15 protein-coding genes are annotated in these 20,000 nt (G+C 56.9%); 5 read left to right on the top strand and 10 right to left on the bottom strand.

What is annotated here, in order from left to right; all coding sequences use genetic code 11:
- Positions 1-577: 577 nt before the first annotated feature.
- The 8 genes from rpsA to mtnA form a co-directional block, all read right to left on the bottom strand.
- Positions 578-2,263, bottom strand: a complete 1,686-nt coding sequence (rpsA, locus tag H4J77_RS03865; RefSeq protein ID WP_123889631.1) for a 30S ribosomal protein S1 — start codon at positions 2,261-2,263, stop codon at positions 578-580.
- A 154-nt stretch (positions 2,264-2,417) separates the two neighbouring features.
- On the bottom strand, positions 2,418-3,110 hold the full coding sequence (gene cmk / locus H4J77_RS03870; RefSeq protein ID WP_182247091.1) for a (d)CMP kinase: 693 nt from the start codon (positions 3,108-3,110) through the stop codon (positions 2,418-2,420).
- Positions 3,107-5,350, bottom strand: a complete 2,244-nt coding sequence (locus H4J77_RS03875) for a bifunctional prephenate dehydrogenase/3-phosphoshikimate 1-carboxyvinyltransferase (RefSeq protein ID WP_182247093.1) — start codon at positions 5,348-5,350, stop codon at positions 3,107-3,109. The genes cmk and H4J77_RS03875 overlap by 4 nt, the downstream gene beginning before the upstream one ends.
- Entirely contained in the window at positions 5,343-6,455 is a 1,113-nt protein-coding gene (gene hisC, locus H4J77_RS03880) for a histidinol-phosphate transaminase (protein ID WP_182247095.1), read from the bottom strand. The genes H4J77_RS03875 and hisC overlap by 8 nt, the downstream gene beginning before the upstream one ends.
- Before the next feature lie 85 nt (positions 6,456-6,540).
- Positions 6,541-7,638, bottom strand: coding sequence for a prephenate dehydratase (gene pheA / locus H4J77_RS03885; protein ID WP_182247097.1), 1,098 nt, complete (start codon positions 7,636-7,638; stop codon positions 6,541-6,543).
- Positions 7,639-7,643: 5 nt separating this feature from the next.
- On the bottom strand, positions 7,644-8,729 hold the full coding sequence (gene serC, locus H4J77_RS03890; RefSeq protein WP_182247099.1) for a 3-phosphoserine/phosphohydroxythreonine transaminase: 1,086 nt from the start codon (positions 8,727-8,729) through the stop codon (positions 7,644-7,646).
- Between the two features lie 2 nt (positions 8,730-8,731).
- The gene (gyrA, locus tag H4J77_RS03895; protein ID WP_182247101.1) at positions 8,732-11,377 is read right to left on the bottom strand and encodes a DNA gyrase subunit A; all 2,646 of its coding nucleotides are present in this window, start codon (positions 11,375-11,377) and stop codon (positions 8,732-8,734) included.
- Between the two features lie 222 nt (positions 11,378-11,599).
- Positions 11,600-12,682, bottom strand: coding sequence for an S-methyl-5-thioribose-1-phosphate isomerase (gene mtnA, locus H4J77_RS03900; RefSeq protein WP_123889714.1), 1,083 nt, complete (start codon positions 12,680-12,682; stop codon positions 11,600-11,602).
- A gap of 176 nt (positions 12,683-12,858) precedes the next feature.
- Here mtnA and H4J77_RS03905 point away from each other — a divergent pair, with 176 nt between their 5' ends.
- The 5 genes from H4J77_RS03905 to H4J77_RS03925 all read left to right on the top strand — a co-directional run bounded on the left by H4J77_RS03905 (position 12,859) and on the right by H4J77_RS03925 (position 17,451).
- Positions 12,859-14,199: a TRZ/ATZ family hydrolase gene (locus H4J77_RS03905; protein WP_182247248.1), complete on the top strand. Its 1,341-nt coding sequence runs from the start codon at positions 12,859-12,861 to the stop codon at positions 14,197-14,199.
- A complete protein-coding gene (ubiG, locus tag H4J77_RS03910) occupies positions 14,189-14,896 on the top strand; it encodes a bifunctional 2-polyprenyl-6-hydroxyphenol methylase/3-demethylubiquinol 3-O-methyltransferase UbiG (protein WP_123889638.1) in 708 nt (235 codons plus the stop codon). Before H4J77_RS03905 ends, ubiG begins: the two co-directional genes overlap by 11 nt.
- Entirely contained in the window at positions 14,896-15,576 is a 681-nt protein-coding gene (locus H4J77_RS03915) for an HAD-IA family hydrolase (protein ID WP_259364712.1), read from the top strand. Before ubiG ends, H4J77_RS03915 begins: the two co-directional genes overlap by 1 nt.
- Positions 15,569-16,309, top strand: a complete 741-nt coding sequence (locus tag H4J77_RS03920) for a YciK family oxidoreductase (RefSeq protein WP_123889640.1) — start codon at positions 15,569-15,571, stop codon at positions 16,307-16,309. Before H4J77_RS03915 ends, H4J77_RS03920 begins: the two co-directional genes overlap by 8 nt.
- A gap of 185 nt (positions 16,310-16,494) precedes the next feature.
- Entirely contained in the window at positions 16,495-17,451 is a 957-nt protein-coding gene (locus H4J77_RS03925) for a GGDEF domain-containing protein (RefSeq protein ID WP_182247103.1), read from the top strand.
- Between the two features lie 8 nt (positions 17,452-17,459).
- Here H4J77_RS03925 and H4J77_RS03930 read toward each other — a convergent pair whose 3' ends face one another.
- Positions 17,460-18,194: a SapC family protein gene (locus H4J77_RS03930; RefSeq protein WP_182247105.1), complete on the bottom strand. Its 735-nt coding sequence runs from the start codon at positions 18,192-18,194 to the stop codon at positions 17,460-17,462.
- A 153-nt stretch (positions 18,195-18,347) separates the two neighbouring features.
- A complete protein-coding gene (locus tag H4J77_RS03935) occupies positions 18,348-19,955 on the bottom strand; it encodes a ShlB/FhaC/HecB family hemolysin secretion/activation protein (protein ID WP_259364724.1) in 1,608 nt (535 codons plus the stop codon).
- Between the last annotated feature and the right edge of the window lie 45 nt (positions 19,956-20,000).

Below are 20,000 nucleotides of genomic sequence, written 5' to 3' on the forward strand. Positions count from 1 at the left end.
ACATCAGCTATTACCTGATGACACGGTACAACTGGCTAAGACCACATCAATTCAATGATGGTTTAGCACCTGCCAAGGCAGAGGAAAAACTTTATCCACTGTCCGGAATCAGTTGACCACTACACAACTACCGGCGCTGGAGTAACAGCTAAGCGGGTTTGGGTGGGAGTTAGCTTTAAGCTGGAAGCTGGAAGCTGGAAGCAAAACCAGTGCGGCCTGCGGGCTGAGCACACAACTACCGGCGCTGGAGTAACAGCTAAGCGGGTTTGGGTGGGAGTTAGCTTGAAGCTAGAAGCTAGAAGCTGGAAGCAAAACCAGTGCGGCCTGCGGGCTGAGCACACAACCACCGGCACTGGAGTAACAGCTAAGCGGGTTTGGGTTGGGGGTTAAGCTTCTAGCTTCTAGCTTCTAGCTTCCGACTTGGAGCTTGGAGCTTGGAGCTTGGAGCTTGGAGCTTGGAGCTTGCGGCTTGCGGCTTGCAGCTTGCAGCTTGAGGCTTGAGGCTTGGCGCTTAGAGCGCGGACACAAAAAAGGGCGACCGAAGTCGCCCTTTTTCTATGCAGGAAAAGCGAGAGGCTTAGTTGCCGCCCTTGCCTTCCATCTGCTGCTTGATCAGATCACCAATGGTGGTCGGACCAGCTGCCAGCATTTCCTGCTTACGCAGGTCCTGGATGGCTTCTTTCTCGTCTTCAACATCTTTCGCCTTGATAGACAGGCTGATGACGCGGCTCTTACGATCGATGCTGATGATCTTGGCTTCAACAGCGTCGCCTTCGTTCAGAACGTTGCGTGCATCTTCAACACGGTCACGGCTGATTTCGGAGGCTTTCAGAGTGCCTTCGATATCGTCAGCCAGGGTGATTACAGCGCCCTTGGCATCAACTTCCTTGACGGTACCAGTGATGATGGTGCCTTTCTCGTTCAGGGAAACGAAGTTGGAGAACGGATCGTCTTCCAGCTGCTTGACGCCCAGGGAGATGCGCTCACGCTCTGGATCAACAGACAGGATAACAGTCTCGATCTCGTCGCCTTTCTTGAAGCGGCGTACTGCCTCTTCACCGGCTTCGTTCCAAGAGATGTCGGACAGGTGAACCAGACCGTCGATGCCACCGTCCAGACCGATAAAGATACCGAAGTCAGTGATGGACTTGATGGAACCGGAGATCTTGTCGCCCTTGTTGAACTTGCTGGAGAACTCTTCCCATGGGTTCATCTTGCACTGCTTGATGCCCAGAGAAATACGACGACGATCTTCGTCGATATCCAGAACCATAACTTCTACTTCGTCGCCAACGTTGACAACTTTAGAAGGATGGATGTTCTTGTTGGTCCAATCCATTTCGGATACGTGAACCAGGCCTTCTACACCTTCTTCCAGCTCTGCGAAACAGCCGTAATCGGTCAGGTTGGTGACCTTGGCAGTAACGCGAGTGCCTTCTGGGTAGCGACCAGTGATAGCGACCCATGGATCTTCGCCCAGCTGCTTCAGACCCAGAGAAACGCGATTGCGCTCACGGTCAAACTTCAGCACCTTGACATCGATCTCGTCGCCAACATTGACGATTTCAGACGGATGCTTGATACGCTTCCAAGCCATATCGGTGATGTGCAACAGGCCGTCTACGCCGCCCAGATCGACGAATGCGCCGTAATCTGTGAGGTTCTTGACGATACCCTTGACCACCTGACCTTCCTGCAGCGTTTCCAGCAGCGCTTCGCGCTCTGCGGAGTTTTCGGCTTCGAGGACAGCGCGACGGGAAACGACAACGTTGTTGCGCTTCTGGTCCAGCTTGATGACCTTGAATTCCAGCTCTTTGTTTTCCAGGTGAGTGGTGTCACGAACCGGACGCACATCAACCAAGGAACCAGGCAGGAACGCGCGAATGGTGTTGACGTCGACGGTAAAGCCACCTTTGACCTTGCCGTTGATAACACCCTTGACGATTTCTTCTGCAGCGAAAGCAGCTTCGAGGACTTTCCACGACTCGGCACGCTTGGCCTTCTCGCGGGAGAGCTTGGTTTCACCGAAACCGTCTTCAACGGCATCCAGTGCAACGTGAACCTCATCACCCACTTCGATAGTCAGTTCACCCTGGTCGTTCAGGAACTGCTCGCGTGGGATAACACCCTCTGATTTCAAACCGGCGTGAACGGTGACCCAGTCGGAGTCGATGTCCACAACGATACCGGTGATGATGGAGCCCGGCTCCATATCAAGGGTTTTTAGGCTTTCTTCAAAAAGTTCGGCAAAGCTTTCGCTCATTTGGAATCCTGTAAATTAAGTATAAAGGCAGCTACCGCCCAGCCGCTCAAGAGCGCGCCGATCAGCGACTTACCCGCCACGCCACCAGCTTGCGTGGGTTGATGGTATCAATGCTCTTTCCGGTTTGGCTGGTTGCCCGGATAGAGCAGCCTGATCAGCCCAAAAGGTCGCGTTTTTGCGCTTCCTGATGAACCATTTCAAGTACTTCTTCAATGCTCATTTGCGTGGAATCAATCTGGATTGCATCATCAGCCGGCCGCAATGGCGCAATGCTGCGATTCATATCCCGATCATCCCGCGCAACAATCTCATCGAGAAGACTCGCCAGATTAGCAGTTTCGCCCTTTTCGAGCAACTGCCGATGACGCCTACCTGCACGTTCTTCGGCACTGGCGGTCAGATAGATCTTCAATTCGGCGTCGGCAAAAACCACGGTGCCCATATCACGGCCATCAGCAACCAGACCTGGCGCCTCGCGAAAGGCGCGCTGACGCTGCAGCAAAGCGGCGCGCACTCCCGGTATAGCCGCAACCTGTGACGCACCAGCACCCACTGTTTCAGTGCGCAGCGCGCGAGTCACTTCTTCACCTTCCAGGATGATGTGCTGCTCGCGGGCATCTTCACCTGCGACAAACTGCACATCCAGATGCCCGGCCAGCATTTCCAGCGACTCTGCATTGGTCAGGGATACGCCATGATTAACGGCGGCAAAGGCCAAGACTCGGTACAGAGCGCCCGAGTCCAGCAGATTCCAACCCAGTCGACTGGCGAGCAAGCCGGCGATAGTGCCCTTTCCCGACCCGCCGGGGCCGTCGATGGTGATCACCGGAATAGCTTGTTCAGTCACGCGTTCTCCTCCAGACGGACCCGCATGCCGACGCCTTGCGCCAGACCAACGAAGTCCGGGAATGATGTCGCCACGTTGGCGCAGTCCTTAATGTGTATCTCGCCCTCGGCGCGCAATGCCGCCACTGCAAAGGACATGGCGATACGATGATCACCGTGACTTTCGACGCTGCCGCTACCAATGCGACTGCCATCGATCACGATGCCGTCCGGCGTAGGCTCTGCCTTGACGCCTAGTGTAATTAAACCATCAGCCATAACCTGGATACGGTCAGACTCCTTGACTCGCAACTCCTCCGCACCACGCAGAATAGTGCGCCCTTCAGCACAGGCAGCAGCGATAAAGAGTGCCGGAAACTCGTCGATAGCCAAAGGCACCTGATCAACGGGAATTTCGATCCCCTTGAGCGGCGCGTAGCGTACCCGAATATCAGCAACCGGCTCACCGCCAACTTCGCGCTCGTTGGACATCTCGATGTTGCCGCCCATTTCGCGCAGGATATTGATGACTCCGATACGCGTGGGGTTGATACCGACGTGCTCCAGCAGCAGATCAGCGCCTTCACAGATACTCGCCGCAACCATAAAGAAGGCGGCGGACGAAATATCTGCGGGCACATCGATCTTGCAGGCCTGCAGCTTGTGACCAGACTCGATAGTTACCATTGCCCCATCGACCTTGACCGGGTAACCAAACCCTTTGAGCATACGCTCAGTGTGGTCGCGCGTCGGCGCAGGCTCGGTCACCGAGGTACTGCCGGAGGCATACAAGCCAGCCAGCAGGACGCACGACTTAACCTGAGCACTGGCCATTGGCATGCTGTAGTCCATACCCATCAGGCGACCAGTACCCGATATACGCAGTGGCGGACGACCCTCGTCAGCGGTCTCGATTTTGGCGCCCATCTCCCGTAGCGGCTTGGCCACGCGCCCCATGGGACGCTTGGACAGGGACGCATCACCAGTCAGCACGGTATCAAAAGTCTGACCCGCCAGCAGACCTGACAGCAGGCGCATGGACGTGCCGGAGTTCCCCAAATACAGCGAACCAGGCGGCGCCTGCAGCCCTTGCAGGCCTACCCCGTTAATAGTCACGCGGCCATGATGCGGACCTTCGATCACCACACCCATGTCGCGGAAGGCCTGCAGGGTAGCCAAACTGTCTTCGCCTTCCAAAAAGCCTTCGACCTCAGTCACGCCTTCAGCCAGCGAACCCAGCATGATGGAGCGGTGAGAAATGGATTTATCGCCGGGCACGCGAATCTGGCCCTGCACCTTGCCGCCGGGACTGGCGACGAAATTAATGGATTTAGTTTGCATAGGTTCCATGTAGGCCCGGCGGGCCAAAATAGTACTGAAATGCTCACGCGCCGACTTGGCTCGGGTAAATACGCCCAACAAGGTATTGGCATCCCGGCTTTCGACCGCATCGCGCAAGCGGCTCAAATCCTGAGTAAAGGCATCCAGGCTGCGCAATACGGCGTCCCGGTTGGCCAAAAAAACATCTCGCCACATCACCGGATCGCTTGCTGCGATACGGGTAAAGTCTCTGAACCCGCCAGCGGCATAGCGGAAGATCTCCAGATTTTCGTTACGCCCGGCCAGGGTATCGACCAGAGAGAAAGCGAGCAGGTGCGGCAGATGGCTGGTCGCGGCCAGCACTTCATCATGATCGGCCATGCTCATCTGCTCTACATCCGCCTGCAGCGCCTGCCAGCATTGCTGCACCAGCGCCAATGCCTGCTTACTGGTGTCCTCAAGCGGGGTTAAAATAACCTTGTGATGCTTGAACAGATCAGCTCGCGCCGCCTCGACACCACTTTTCTCTGAGCCAGCTATCGGGTGCCCCGGCACGAAGTTGCTTGGCACCCGCCCGAAGACTTCTTCCACCGCTTTGACCACAGCACCCTTGGTGCTGCCCACGTCGGTAATTACGGCAGTTTGCGATGGCATCGCAGCAAGCTGCTCGAGCACCGCGCGCATACCCAATACGGGCACCGCGAGCATGATCATATCGGCGCCCGCCACAGCCTCTGACAAATCAGCCGTTACCCGGTCAACCACACCCAGCGGCACCGCCTGGCGACGCGCGACCGGATCCAGATCACAGCCCACTACCTCGGTGCATAGGCCGCTCTGGCGCATGCCCTTGGCAAATGAGCCGCCAATCAGACCCAGACCGACCACCGTCAGGCGTCCGATTATGGGAGTTACCGATGACACGTCGGTTACATCAACCACTGATCAGTGCCTGCTTGAGCACGTCGAGGAAACGTTGATTTTCGTCCGGCAAGCCCACAGTGACGCGCAAATGATTAGGCATACCGTAATTGGCGACCGGACGCACAATGACCCCCTCACGCAGCAGGGCCTGAAAGACCGGCGCAGCTTCTCGTCCCAGATCGATCGCGAGGAAATTCCCTCTGGAGGGAATCCAGCCAAGCCCCAGCGCTGCGCAGCCATCTTCCAGCTGCTGCATGCCCAGGCGATTGATGCGACGGCTTTCGATCAGATAAGCCTCATCCTGCAGCGCCGCCAGCGCTGCAGCGAGAGCCAGACTGTTCACGTTGAAGGGCTGGCGCACGCGATTCATGGCATCAGCCACCTGCGGACTGGAAATGCCATAACCGACCCGCAGCGCAGCCAAGCCGTAAGCCTTGGAAAAGGTACGCGAGACCAGCAAGTTGTCGTACTGACTCAGGTAGTCGACGCCATTAGGAACGTCATCCGTCTCAACGTATTCGGTATAAGCCTCGTCCAGCACCACCAGAACGTTCTCCGGGACTTGCGCCAGAAAGGCTTCAAGCTCATTACGTTCGATCCAGGTGCCTGTCGGGTTGTTGGGATTGGCAATAAAAATCAGCCGCGTCGCATCGGTAATAGCCGCCGCCATGGCAGGCAGATCATGCCCCCAGTCACGCGCAGGGACCGCTACCGCTTTGGCTCCGACAGCCTGAGTCACAATGGGATACACCGCAAAGGCGTGGTCACTGAAGATAACTTCATGCTCAGGCCCCACGAAGGCACGGGTCACCAGCTCGAGAATATCGTTGGAGCCATTGCCCAGCGTCAGATTCGAGGTCGCAACGCCCAGCTTGGCGGACAGCGCTTGCTTGAGGGCGAAGCCATTGCCGTCGGGGTAGCGTGTCATCTCTGCCAGGGCTGCTGAAATAGCTGCCTTGACCGCCGGACTGGGGCCCAGCGGATTCTCATTACTCGCCAGCTTGACGATATCCTGCGCACGCAGGCCAAACTCACGCGCCAGCTCTTCTACCGGCTTGCCTGGCACATAAGGGGATAGTTTTTGTACGCCCGGGCGCGCCAGAGCGAGAAAGTCACAAGTCATACACAAGCCTCAAGCTACAAGCGACAAGCTGCAAGCCAGGCCGCCGCATCTTGCAGCTTGAGGCTTACAGCTTGTCGCTGACGTTTCAAAGTACCGCTTTTGGGTAGGACCCCAGTACCTTCAGGGCCACCGAGTCATCATTGATCTTTTCCAGTACGTCACGGATCAGCGGATCATGCTGGTGGCCGAAAAAGTCGATGAAGAACACATAGGTCCACTTACCGCTACGCGACGGACGGGTTTCGATCCGACTCAGATCGATGCCGTTCAAGTCGAACGGCTGCAGTAGTTGATGCAGGGCACCCGGCTTGTTGCGCATGGAAATAATGACCGAGGTCTTGTCATCCCCCGTTGGCGGCACTGCCTGACTGCCGATGATCAGGAATCGCGTCGAATTATCCGGGCGATCCTCGATCTTCTCGGCCAACTTGGTCAGACCGTAAAGCTCAGCGGCCATATCACCGGCGATAGCGGCGGAGTTCCATTCGCCTTTGACTCGCTTGGCGGCCTCGGCATTACTCGCCACCGCTACGCGCTCGACGTTTGGATAGTGCGCGTCCAACCATTTGCGGCATTGTGCGAGCGACTGCGAATGCGAGTACACGCGGGAAATCTTGTCTGCACGCGTGTTCTCACCCACCAGCAGGTGGTGGTGAATGCGCAGCTCAACTTCGCCGCAGATGACCATGTCATGCTCAAGAAAGCTGTCCAGCGTGTGATTGATGGCGCCCTCAGTAGAGTTCTCCACCGGCACCACACCAAACTGCACGGCACCCGCGGCCACTTCACGGAAGATCTCGTCAATCGCCGCCATTGGCACACTGATCACCGAGTGACCAAAATGCTTCAGCGCTGCTGCCTGGGTAAAGGTGCCTTCCGGCCCCAGGTAGGCCACCCGCAACGGCTCCTCCAACGCCAGACAAGCAGACATGATTTCGCGAAACAGGCGCGCGACTTCTTCGTTGTCTAACGGCCCCTGATTCAGCTCCATAATATGCTTGAGCACCCAGGCTTCGCGCTCGGGGCGATAAAACACCGGTTTGGCATCCGCCGGCAGGGACTTCTGCTTAACCTGAGCTACTGTCTGCGCGCAGGCTGCGCGCTCACTGATCAGGTCGAGAATTTTTTCGTCAATCGTATCGATGCGCTTACGCAGCGCCTTCAACTGGTCTTCATCTGACATGGAAATCAACCGTGCTGCTGTTCGAACTCGGCCATATAGGCCACCAGTGCATCTACTGCGGCTTCAGGCACCGCGTTATAGATGGACGCGCGCATACCACCTACCGACCTGTGGCCCTTTAGATTCAGCAAGCCGCGCTCTTCAGCGCCAGCCAAAAAAGGCTTATCCAGTCGATCATCGGCCAGACGGAAGGGAATATTCATCCACGACCGATCAGCGATATTGATCGGATTGCTGTACATTTCGCTGGCATCGATGGCGGCGTACAGCTTGCGCTGTTTGGCGTCATTAATGCGTTTCATACCCTCGAGACCGCCCTGCTCCTTCAACCAGCTAAATATCAGGCCGGACAGGTACCAGGCAAACGTCGGCGGCGTGTTGTACATGGAGTCGTTCTGCGCCGCTACCGCGTAATCCAGCATGGTGGGACAGCTTGCCCGTGCATTACCTAGTAGGTCTTCACGCACGATCACCACTACCAAGCCGCTGGGCCCAATGTTTTTCTGTGCGCCAGCGTAGATCATGCCGAACTGCGAGACGTCAATCGGGCGCGACAGAATGTTCGAGGACATATCCGCTACCAGCGGTACGCCACCCGTCTGGGGCACCCAGTTGAACTCCAGGCCACCAATAGTCTCGTTGGGGCAGTAATGCACATAGGCTGCGTCTTGCGACAACTGCCAGTCGTTCTGGCCCGGAATAGCGAAGTAGTCATGGGCTTTTGCGCTGCCAGCAACATTGACCGCACCAAACCGCGAGGCTTCGTCGATAGCCTTGCGTGACCAGATACCGGTATCAATGTAGTCGGCAGTGCCGCCTTCAGGCATCAGATTCAAGGGAATCTGCGCAAACTGCTGACTGGCGCCACCCTGCAAAAACAACACTTTATAGTTGTCCGGAATCGTCAGCAGGTCGCGCAAATCCTGCTCGGCCTTTTGCGAGATACTGACGAACTCGTCGCTGCGGTGACTCATCTCCATCACCGACAAACCCTTGCCCTGCCAGTCCAGCAGCTCAGCCTGAGCCTGCTGCAAGACCGCTTCCGGCAACGCCGCCGGACCCGCACAGAAATTGAACAGACGCTTACTCACGATTACTCCTGATCATCCAAGGGTTGCTGCTCATCGTTTTCACTGGCGGCAACAGGCTCAACCGGCAGAGGATTACCCTCTTCATCCAGCTCTACCATTGCTTCAAGCTCCTCTTCCGAGGGCTCCTGCACACGCTCCAGACCGACCAGCTTCTCATCTGCTGCCAGACGAATCAGCATCACGCCTTGCGTGTTGCGCGACAGGCAGGAAACTTCGCTGACGCGGGTACGAACCAGCGTGCCCTGATCCGAGATCAACATGATCTCTTCGCCATCAACGACCTGTACTGCGCCGACCAGCGGCCCGTTCCGTTCGTTGGAGACCATGGCGATAACGCCCTGACCACCACGTTTGTATTGCGGGAAATCTTCTACCGCAGTGCGCTTGCCAAAGCCGCGCGACGAGGCCGTAAGAATCTGCGAACCCTCCTCGGCGATCAGCATGGAAACCAGATTCTGGCCTTCGGCCAGACGCATGCCACGCACACCGCGCGCAGTACGACCCATAGCGCGCACGTCGGTTTCTTTAAAGCGAGTGACCTTGCCACCGTCGGAGAACAGCATGATTTCGCGCTCGCCATTGGTCAGCGCAGCCGAAATCAGCGTATCGCCTTCTTCCAGATCAAGCGCAATCAAACCCACGCTGCGTTGACGGCTGAACTGCTCCAGCGGCGTCTTCTTGACGGTACCCTTGGCGGTCGCCATGAAGATGAACCAGCCGTCGGTGTACTCATCAACCGGCAACATGGTGGAAATAAACTCACCTTCCTCCAGCGGCAGCAGGTTGATCAGCGGACGCCCCCGCGCGGTGCGCGACGCCTCCGGAATCTCATAGGTCTTCAGCCAGTAAACCTTGCCGCGGCTGGAGAACAGCAGCAACGTGGTATGACTGTGCGCAACCAGCAGATGGGAGACGTAATCCTCATCCTTGACGCCTGTAGCGGCCTTGCCACGACCACCGCGGCGCTGCGCCTGGTAATCAGCCAGCGGCTGACTCTTGGCGTAGCCACCGTGAGAGATAGTCACTACGCGATCTTCTTCAGTAATCAAGTCGGCGATGGTGAGATCCATACGAGACGCAACGATTTCAGTGCGACGCTCATCACCGTAGTTGTCGCGAATCAGCTCCAGTTCCTCGACGATCACTTCCATCAGGCGTTCCTGGCTGTTGAGAATGCGCAGCAACTCGCCAATCTGCTTGAGGATTTCCTGATATTCAGTCAGTAGCTTTTCATGCTCAAGACCGGTCAGGCGATGCAGGCGCAATTCAAGAATCGCCTGTGCCTGCTCTGGTGACAGGAAGTACCTTCCTTCGCGCAATCCGTACTGCTCATCCAGTCCATCCGGGCGGCAGGATTCAGCACCGGCGCGCTCAACCATCTCGACTACCGCACCTGGCTCCCAGGCTTTAGCGATCAACGCCACCTTGGCCTCGGCTGGCGTAGGCGACTTCTTGATCAGCTCGATAACCGGGTCGATATTGGACAGTGCAACCGCCTGGCCTTCGAGGATGTGGCCACGCTCACGCGCCTTGCGCAACTCGAACACAGTGCGACGGGTAACCACTTCGCGGCGGTGACGCACAAAGGCATCCAGCAGCTCTTTCAGATTGAGGATGCGCGGCTGCCCATCCAGCAGGCCAACGATGTTGATACCGAATACACCCTGCATCTGTGTCTGTTGATACAGATTATTGAGCACCACTTCGGCCACTTCGCCACGACGCAGCTCGATAACCACGCGCATGCCGTCCTTATCAGACTCGTCGCGCAGCTCAGAGATACCTTCAATCTTCTTCTCTTTGACCAGCTCGGCGATCTTTTCGATCAGACGTGCCTTGTTCAACTGGTACGGCAGCTCGTGAATGATGATCTGCTGACGACCACCCACCTTGTCGATGTCTTCAATTTCGCAGCGGGCCCGCACGTATATACGGCCACGGCCGGTGTGGTAGGCCTCTACGATACCGGCACGGCCATTGATAATGCCCGCAGTAGGGAAGTCTGGGCCGGGGATATGCTCCATCAGATCATCGATGGTCATATCAGGGTTGGCGATCAAGGCCAAGCAACCGTTAACCACTTCCGTCAGGTTATGCGGTGGAATATTGGTCGCCATACCTACGGCAATACCGCTGGAGCCGTTGATCAGCAGGTTCGGAACCTTGGTTGGCAATACCGCAGGAATCTGTTCGGTGCCGTCGTAGTTGGGCACCCAGTCGACCGTTTCCTTATCCAGATCGGCCAGCAGCTCATGGGCCAACTTGGTCATGCGGATTTCGGTGTAACGCATGGCGGCCGCGTTATCACCGTCGACCGACCCGAAGTTACCCTGACCATCGACCAGCAGATAGCGCAACGAGAACGGCTGGGCCATACGAACGATGGTGTCATAGACAGCCGAATCACCGTGCGGATGGTATTTACCGATAACGTCACCGACCACACGGGCCGATTTTTTGTAGGGCTTGTTCCAGTCGTTGTTCAGCTCGCTCATGGCGAACAACACCCGACGGTGCACCGGCTTGAGGCCGTCACGTACGTCCGGCAAGGCCCGCCCGACGATCACGCTCATGGCGTAATCGAGGTAGGACTGTTTCAGTTCGTCTTCAATACTGACTGGAAGGATTTCTTTGGCCAGTTCACCCATGAAACGGCATTCCTTTTATTGTCGGCAACTCATTGATGCCAATAGCATTATTCAAGCGCACAAGGGGGATGACAGCGCTCACCTGCGAAGGCGGCGGCGATTTGGCCGCAACACCGCTCAACCCGCCCGTTCAAAGCCGCACAGGATACCACAGACAGACCATGGGCGGGAGCATAAAGCAGAGGCTAAAAAGGCCCCTGAGCGCGCTCAGGGGCTGCTGGCTCAATGTAAGCGGTGATGACTGAGCAAAGCGGCCAGCTTTTGCTCGTCCGGACGCTCGATTGCGCCCTTCTCGGTGACAATCACATCCAGCAGGTCAGCCGGGGTCACGTCAAATACCGGATTACTGACCGCTATCCCGGTATCAAAATCACGCTCACCGAATTGCAGCAACTCCCGACTTGAGCGCTCCTCCAGCGCCAGGTCGTCGCCCACCTCCAGCGCCAGGTCAATGCAAGAGCTGGACGCTACGACCATAAAGCGCACGCCATGATGCATGGCCAGCACTGCGAGAGCGTATGTGCCTATTTTGCAAATAGCGTCACCATTGGCAGCAATGCGATCTGCGGCAACCACCACCCAGGCAATGTTTTGGCTCTTCATCAGGTGCGCTGCAGCGCTATCAATATGCAGCTGCGCTGGAATCCCGGCCTGCGCCAGCTCCCAGGCGGTCAATCGCGCGCCTTGCAGTAAGGGCCGGGTTTCACTGACATACACCTGATCAACCAGACCAGCCTCATGCGCCGCACGCACCACACCAAAAGCGGTGCCATAACCACCGGTAGCCAAAGCCCCGTCATTGGAGTGCAGCATGATTTTCTGCGGCTTTTTTTGCCGGCGGCCAATCAGTTGCATGCCCAGCCGTCCCATACTGCGGTTAGCCTCACGATCGCTTTCATGTACAGAAATGGCTGCCTGCAACAGACGCGCCGGCACATCCTGTGGCAACGTCAACTTACGCAGGGTTTCACGCATGATACCCAGCGCCCAGGACAGACTGATCGCGGTTGACTGTGCGCCTTCGAGCATGTCGAAATCCGCCGCCAGCGCTGCTTCCCAATTGTCACTGGTGCGAATACGCTGCGCGGCCATGGCAATGCCATAGGCCGCAGCAATACCCATCGCCGGACCACCGCGCACCACCAGGCTGGCGATAGACTCGGCCACCTCCGCTACATTATTACAGTCGCGATAAGCAATTCGATCAGGCAGCCTGCGCTGATCCAGCAAACGCAGATGGCCATTGCCCAACCACTCGATGGATTCCAGCGATACCTGCTCACTACTCAATGTTTTGGACTGCAGCATAGCGAGCTCCCCTTGTTCCGCTTAAACCGATAAACCCTGTTCTCGCTCGATCCTGCTTTGACAGTGCCAACCCGAGCCAATCCAGCCGCGCGGCCATGATACTCAGCTTAATCCACTGCACGCCCCTATAGCCTAAGGTTATACTCCCGAGCATGAAACAAGACGAACTCGACATGACAACTCTACCCGACGAACTCGACCTGCTGATCCTGCCACGCTGGATAGTACCTGTGGTACCACGTGGTCTGGTGCTGGAGCAGCATGCCATAGCCGTGCACCAGGGGCGCATCATTGCGCTGCTACCAACAGACAAGACCCATGAGCTAAACGTACGCGAGCGGCGTGAGCTACCGGATCATCTACTGATCCCTGGCCTGATCAATACGCATGGCCATGCGGCTATGAGCCTGTTCCGCGGCCTTGCCGACGACCTGCCGCTGATGTCCTGGCTGACCGACCATATATGGCCTGCCGAAGGTCGCTGGGTCAATCCCGACTTTGTCCGTCTGGGCACTGAGCTGGCGATTGCTGAAATGTTGCAGGGCGGCACCACCTGCTTTGCCGATATGTATTTCTATCCTGACATTGCCGCAGCCGCCGCGATGGATGCAGGCATCCGCGCGCAGTTGGCGTTCCCGGTTATCGACAACCCGATTCCCGGTGCACGCGATAGCGCAGAAGGCATCGCCAAGGGCCTCAAGCTGCATGATGAAACGCGCCACAACGAGCTGATCAGCGTTGCCTTTGGCCCGCATGCGCCTTACACCGTGGGCGACGAGACCCTGACCCGCATCCGCACCCTGGCTGACGAGCTGGACCTGCCGATTCACATGCATATTCACGAAACCGCCTTTGAAGTGGAAGAGGCCGTGCGCCTTACCGGCATGCGCCCACTGCAACGTCTGCAGCAGCTGGGCCTGCTTAGCCCGCGTCTGCAGGCAGTCCACGTCACTCAGGTCAATGACGATGACCTCAGGTTGCTCAGCGAGCATGGTGTGCAGGTCATCCACTGCCCCGAATCCAATATGAAGCTGGCCAGTGGCGCCATGCCGGTAAAACGCCTGCTGGATCAGCAGATCAACGTCGCACTGGGCACCGATGGCGCTGCCAGCAACAATGATCTGGATATGCTGGGTGAAATGCGCAGCGCTGCCTTTCTGGCCAAGCTGATCGCTGGCGATCCAACCGCACTGGATGCCCACGCCGCGCTGCATATGGCAACACTGGCCGGTGCCCAGGCATTGGGACTGGCGGAAGAAACCGGATCTTTGGAGATAGGCAAGGCCGCCGACCTGGCAGCGATTGATCTTTCCGGGCTGGCTCAGCAGCCAACGTACGAGCCCGTTTCACAACTGCTTTATACCTGCAACGCTGCCCAGGTGTCTGATGTATGGGTAGCCGGCAAACAGAAGCTGCGAGCAGGGAAACTCTGCTCATTGGATATCGGTCCGATACTGCAGCAGGCCAGTGAACTGGCCACACGCATTCGCAAAGGGGATACACATGAGTCTTAACGTTGATCGTGCCGAAATAGCCAAGTTCGAAGCGCTAGCCAGCCGCTGGTGGGATCGCAACAGCGAGTTCAAGCCGTTGCACGAAATCAATCCGCTGCGCAGCAACTGGATTGATGAGCGCGTGCCTTTGGCAGGCAAGGAAGTGCTGGACGTCGGTTGCGGCGGCGGCATTCTGGCCGAGGCCATGGCCCAGCGTGGCGCTACGGTCACCGGCATCGATATGGGCGAAGCGCCCTTGTCGGTCGCGCGCCTGCACCAACTGGAGTCCGGCGTAGAGGTCAATTACGAGCAGAGCACCGCTGAGGAGTTTGCCGAGCAACACGCCGGCCGCTTTGACGTTGTGACCTGCCTGGAGATGCTCGAGCACGTGCCCGACCCCAGCTCAGTGATACGCGCCTGCGCCAAGCTAGTGAAACCCGGCGGACACGTCTTTTTCTCGACCATCAACCGCAACCCCAAGTCGTTTCTGTTCGCTATCGTCGGCGCCGAATACGTACTGCGCATGCTGCCACGTGGCACCCATGAGTTCGCCAAGTTTATCCGCCCTGCCGAGCTGGGTGGCTGGTCGCGTGAAGCCGGGCTGAACCTGCTTGATATGACCGGGCTGACCTTCAATCCCATCACCAAGATTTACAAGCTGGAGGCCAATGTCGACGTCAACTACATGATCCATTGCCAGCGTGGAGCTGACGCCTGATGCTCACCAGCGTTCTGTTCGACCTGGATGGCACCCTGCTCGACACCGTTGATGACTTCATGGCCATTATCGACGCCATGCTGCAGGAACACGGCAAGCCAATGGCTAATCCCGCACTGGTGCGCAGTCAGGTGTCCGACGGCTCGGTTGGCATGCTTTGCGCTGCTTTTTCCATGCGTCCAGATGGCGCTGGCTTTGACGATCTGCGCGAAGACTTCCTGCGTCGCTATACGCAGCAACTGGCAGTCCACACCCGCCCCTTTCCGGGCATCATGGACCTACTCGACTGGCTAGACGCCGAAGGCCTGCCGTGGGGTGTGGTGACCAACAAGATGAGTCGTTTCAGCATCCCACTGATCGAGGCCATGGGGTTGGCAGAGCGCTGTGGCAGCCTGATCTGCCCGGACCAGGTTACGCACGGTAAACCCCACGCTGAGCCGGTGCTCAAAGCCTGCGCAGAGCTGGGTGTAGAACCCGGCGACTGCGTCTTCGTCGGCGACCATTTGCGCGACATTCAGTCTGGCAATGCAGCCGGAACCGCCACTGTCGCCGCGCTTTACGGCTATATTCCTGCCGGCGATGATCCCGCCAGCTGGCAAGCAACCCACAGCATCAACAACGCGACTGAACTCCGCTTCTGGCTGGAGGCGCGGCGCGTAAAGGAGACACTGCATGTTTGATTACACCGCCCCCGCAGACCTGCTGAAGGACCGCGTTATTCTGATTACCGGCGCTGGCGACGGCATCGGTCGTGCGTGTGCACTGAGCTGCGCAGCACATGGCGCGACCGTGGTATTGGTTGGTCGCACGCTGAGCAAGCTAGAAGCTGTGTACGACGAGATCGAGGCCGCAGGCCACCCACAGCCAGCCATCTGCCCGCTGAATCTGGAAACCGCACTGGAAAAGGACTACGAAGATCTCGCCGACCAGTTGTTCGATACCTTTGGCAAGCTTGATGGCCTGGTCCATAACGCCGCCGAGCTAGGCCCGCGTACCTTGATGGATACAGTCAAAGCGGACGCCTGGCTAAAAGTCATGCAAGTCAACGTTAATGCGCCCTTCCTGCTCACCAAGACCATGATGCCGCTGCTGCGCGCCGCGCCCGATGCCTCAGTGGTTTTGCTTTCATCCAGTGTTGGTCGCAAGGGGCGTGCCTACTGGGGCCCTTACGCCGTCAGCAAGTTCGCCGTAGAAGGCCTGATGCAGACTTTGGCAGACGAGCAGGACGGCACCAGCGAGATCAGAGTCAACAGCCTGAACCCCGGCGCAACCCGCACTAAAATGCGCGCCAAGGCCTATCCCAACGAGCCGGCAGAGAATAATCCTGAGCCGAGCGCAATCATGCCCGCCTTCCTTTATTTATTAGGCCCTGATAGTCGCAAGACCAATGGCCAGGCTATCGACGCTCAGTAGCCAAAATTCTGACGAGCCGCCCACCCCAGGCGGCAGCGCTGGCAAAAGGGGCGGCAATTTCTTGCCGCCCCTATACTTAAAACCTTCCCTCAGACAACACAACACATTGAAAAATATAGAATATAAATAGTGGCACATTGCTTGCTTGAACTCCTGCATAAGCGTTCACACCAGGACTCGCCATTATGCACACGCAGGGAAATACCATCGACTTCGATACCGCCCGCATAAAACTCGGCAGTAGTTTGAAAACCAACACAGCTCGCCGCGCCGCAGTTCAACAGGGCGCACAGTTTGAGCAAATACAGCAGAAACTGCTGCGAAACCTGCAAACCACACTGGAAGTGGATAGCGTATTGAGCCAGTTCTACCAAGGTTTGCGCGAGCTACTGCAGATTGATGGACTGGAGTATCAGCACAACGCTGACCCCAACGCCTTCTGCGTCGGCCAATCAGGCGTACACCGCTGCAGCTACCGCGTATCCCACCAGGGCAACTATCTGGGCGAACTCCAGTTCAGCCGACAACAGCGCTTCGACGAAAAAGAGCTGCTGGCCATAGAGACGTTAATAGGCACCCTGCTGTTTCCCCTGCGGAACGCGCTTATGTACCGCGAGGCACTCGCCTGCGCTCTGAATGACGCGCTGACCGGGGTGGGCAACCGGCTAGCGCTGAACCAGAACCTGGAGCGCGATATCCGCCAAAGTCATCGCAACCAGCAGCCTCTCGCGCTATTGGTATTGGACATAGACCATTTCAAGCAGGTCAACGACCGATATGGGCATGCCTACGGCGATGCTGCACTTAAAGCCGTAGTCAATTGCATCAGCGATTCGCTTCGCGCTGTGGACGGCTTATACCGACTGGGCGGTGAGGAGTTTGTGGTGCTGCTCAACACCACCACACTGGAAGCTGGTCGTATGGTGGCTGAACGAATTCGCGAATCCGTGGAGCATATGCAGTTCGAGCTGGACGGCCAGCCAATCCCACTGACCGTCAGCATTGGATTGGCTACCATGCGTACCGACGACACCGTAAAAAGCCTGATCAATCGCGGAGATTTATTAATGTATCAGGCTAAGCACGATGGCCGAAACCAGGTCACTGACGAAGGTCAATGGCGCCAAGGCAAAAGCAACTAAAAGAACGCTCAGTGCGTTCTGTCAGGGCGGTTCGCCAGATAGTGTTCAAACAAAAGGTTGCTGTTGCCCAACGACATCAAATGGGCGTAAATCCAACCGAGGAACCCGGCTTTATTCAACCTGAGAACCTGCTCATCGCCCAATGCGAGGAAGCGCTCCTCATCGACGGCGTGGAAATCCTTGAGTACAAAAGTTTCACCGCTAACGTGGGTGAGTTTTAGTGTACGAGACTCCAACAGTTCCATTTCCTGCAGAACATTTACAAATTCTCTTGTGCGTTGCATCTCTGCAGTAAAGTTCTGCAGAAACTGAATCATCTCATTCAAGTATTCGCTGTTCTCACCGGACTCGCTAAATAACTCGCGGCCTTCCTCTTCGTTCCAGCCCGCGTAAGCTTCGTCAAAGCAAACTGTAAACCCATCATTGTCCGATTGCGCGAGCACAAAGGGATAACGACGAATAAACGCAGGAACATAGGTATTCGCGCGCCACTGGCCAGAATCATCAACGAAGCTGTTTAGCCCCTGCTTGAGCCCCATGAGCGCGATTGGGCTGAGCCCTTCACCTTCGCCAACGAATACGATCGGATAGCTGCGCGCCGCCTGAAAAAATTCCAGCCCCGCCAAAGGTACGATGTGCGTTCCTGCAGCGAACTCGCATCCTTTGTCTGTCTTTAATTTAAGCGCTTTGTGCTGATCACGATTAAGCGCCTTGATTTCCTTGTAAAGTAACAGCGTTGACATCCTTCTTACTCCCTGTTTGATTTCTTGTCCGGTTATTTCGTTTTACTACTGACCGAGCGTAGAGCCTTTTCTTACTGCATCACAAGCCGCGTTTTACTGTTGCCCGAGCGTCATTGCCTTTCTGGCGTCGTAGCGACGAAATAGAAATAACGCTTAACGGAATACCAGCTGCAACAATACCTGTCCGCTGTCCTGATCGGGCACCACATCCTTGAATGCACCTGCGACCAGCAGGCTTGCAGAGATCCTGTCATTCCACCAGCGGCTATTAACCCCCGCTCCGCCGCTGATAAGATCAACATCTTCATCGCCCAACTCCATGGCCCTGCCGTAATCCATGAACAGGAATGGCTGCCAACGATCATTGGCACTCCAATAACCTTCAACGCTGAAGTTGGCGCCCCAGGGCGAAGTAATGATGCCAGGTTCATAGCCGCGCTGGGCACTGATACCACCAAACTGCTTGTGCAAGGCAGATGGCAACTCCTCCTGACGGGTTGCGTATTGCCAGCCAGCCTTGCCAACCAGCTCGTAACGTTCGCCCAGCTGGCGCGAGGTATACAGATCCCCGGTCAAGATGGTGAAGTTACCGCTATCTCCGGTTAACGCGTTGTCCGGCGACGCCTGACGTATACGCTGCTCGTAGCGCGCATACCATGGAGCTGCGCGATACTCGAACTGGCCCTTCAGGAAAACCTCCTGAATATCCACCTCGCTGAGAGTAACCCCTTCGAGCGTCGTTTCTGAGGTCTGGGAGGTATAACCCAGTCCACCTAACAGCAACCAGCGATCCGACAGCCACCACGGCTGATCAAAGCCGATGCCATAGTTACTGGAATCACCTTCAATATTCAGGTCAGCCAGCGGCCCTCGCTTGATCTCCATGCTATTGGCTCCGGCCTCGACCCAGGCAAAGCCGTTGCGGCGGTTGACCGGGCGGGAGTAGCGCAGATTCATATACTGACTGCCGCGAGTACCCACCAAAACCGCACTGATATTATCGGCGGCCCCGGTCGGTGAAAACCAGTTGAGCGTACCGCCCAACTGCTCGTACCCAGTACCTTCACTGCCATAATTATTAGCGAACAACGACCAATCGAAACGCTTTGGTTCGAACCGTTCAACGTCAACTCGGGTTGTACCGAAACGCTCCCCCGGCGCCAGTCCAGCCGATATCTGCGGCCCCTGGCTGGTGGCATTGAAGCGACGAATGGCCTCGATCAGCATCGGGCTGTTTAGCGTCTCCCCCTCGGTCAGGTTCAAGCGCTCACGATAAAACGCTTCATCAACACTCTCTCCCTCGCCAGTAAAGTTAACGCCGTCCAGTTTTGCCTCGACCAGCACAACCCTCAGTTGACCGTCGTCGAGTGACTGAGGAGGAATAATTGCCCGCGCCGTCAATTGCCCATCATCGGCGTACAGCTTATTCACCTGACGAATCATCTGATTGAGATCAGCAAAGGTGATCTCACGGCCGACATACTGGCCGGCGATCTCCTTTAGCTGCTCTTGTGTAATGAAGACCGACGTATTAAAGCTGATGCCACTCAATACGAAGGGCGGACTATCCGCCGGCAGCGCATCGCCCTGCTCCGGTTGCTCACCCTGCAATGCGGGTATATCTACGCGACGCGCCCGTTCCTCAATCGCTTGCTGACGCCGCTGAGCATCGATCTGCTCGCGCTGCAAACTCGGGTTAACCTGCCCAGGACTAACACCACCGGGCAGAACCACTTGAGCTTCGACAACACAGGGCAGCATTGCAGCCACCGCCAGCATCCATACTCGCTTACTAGTCCTTGACTG

The organism is Pseudomonas sp. 5Ae-yellow, from assembly GCF_014077575.1.
GTDB classification, from domain to species: Bacteria; Pseudomonadota; Gammaproteobacteria; order Pseudomonadales; family Pseudomonadaceae; genus Halopseudomonas; species Halopseudomonas neustonica.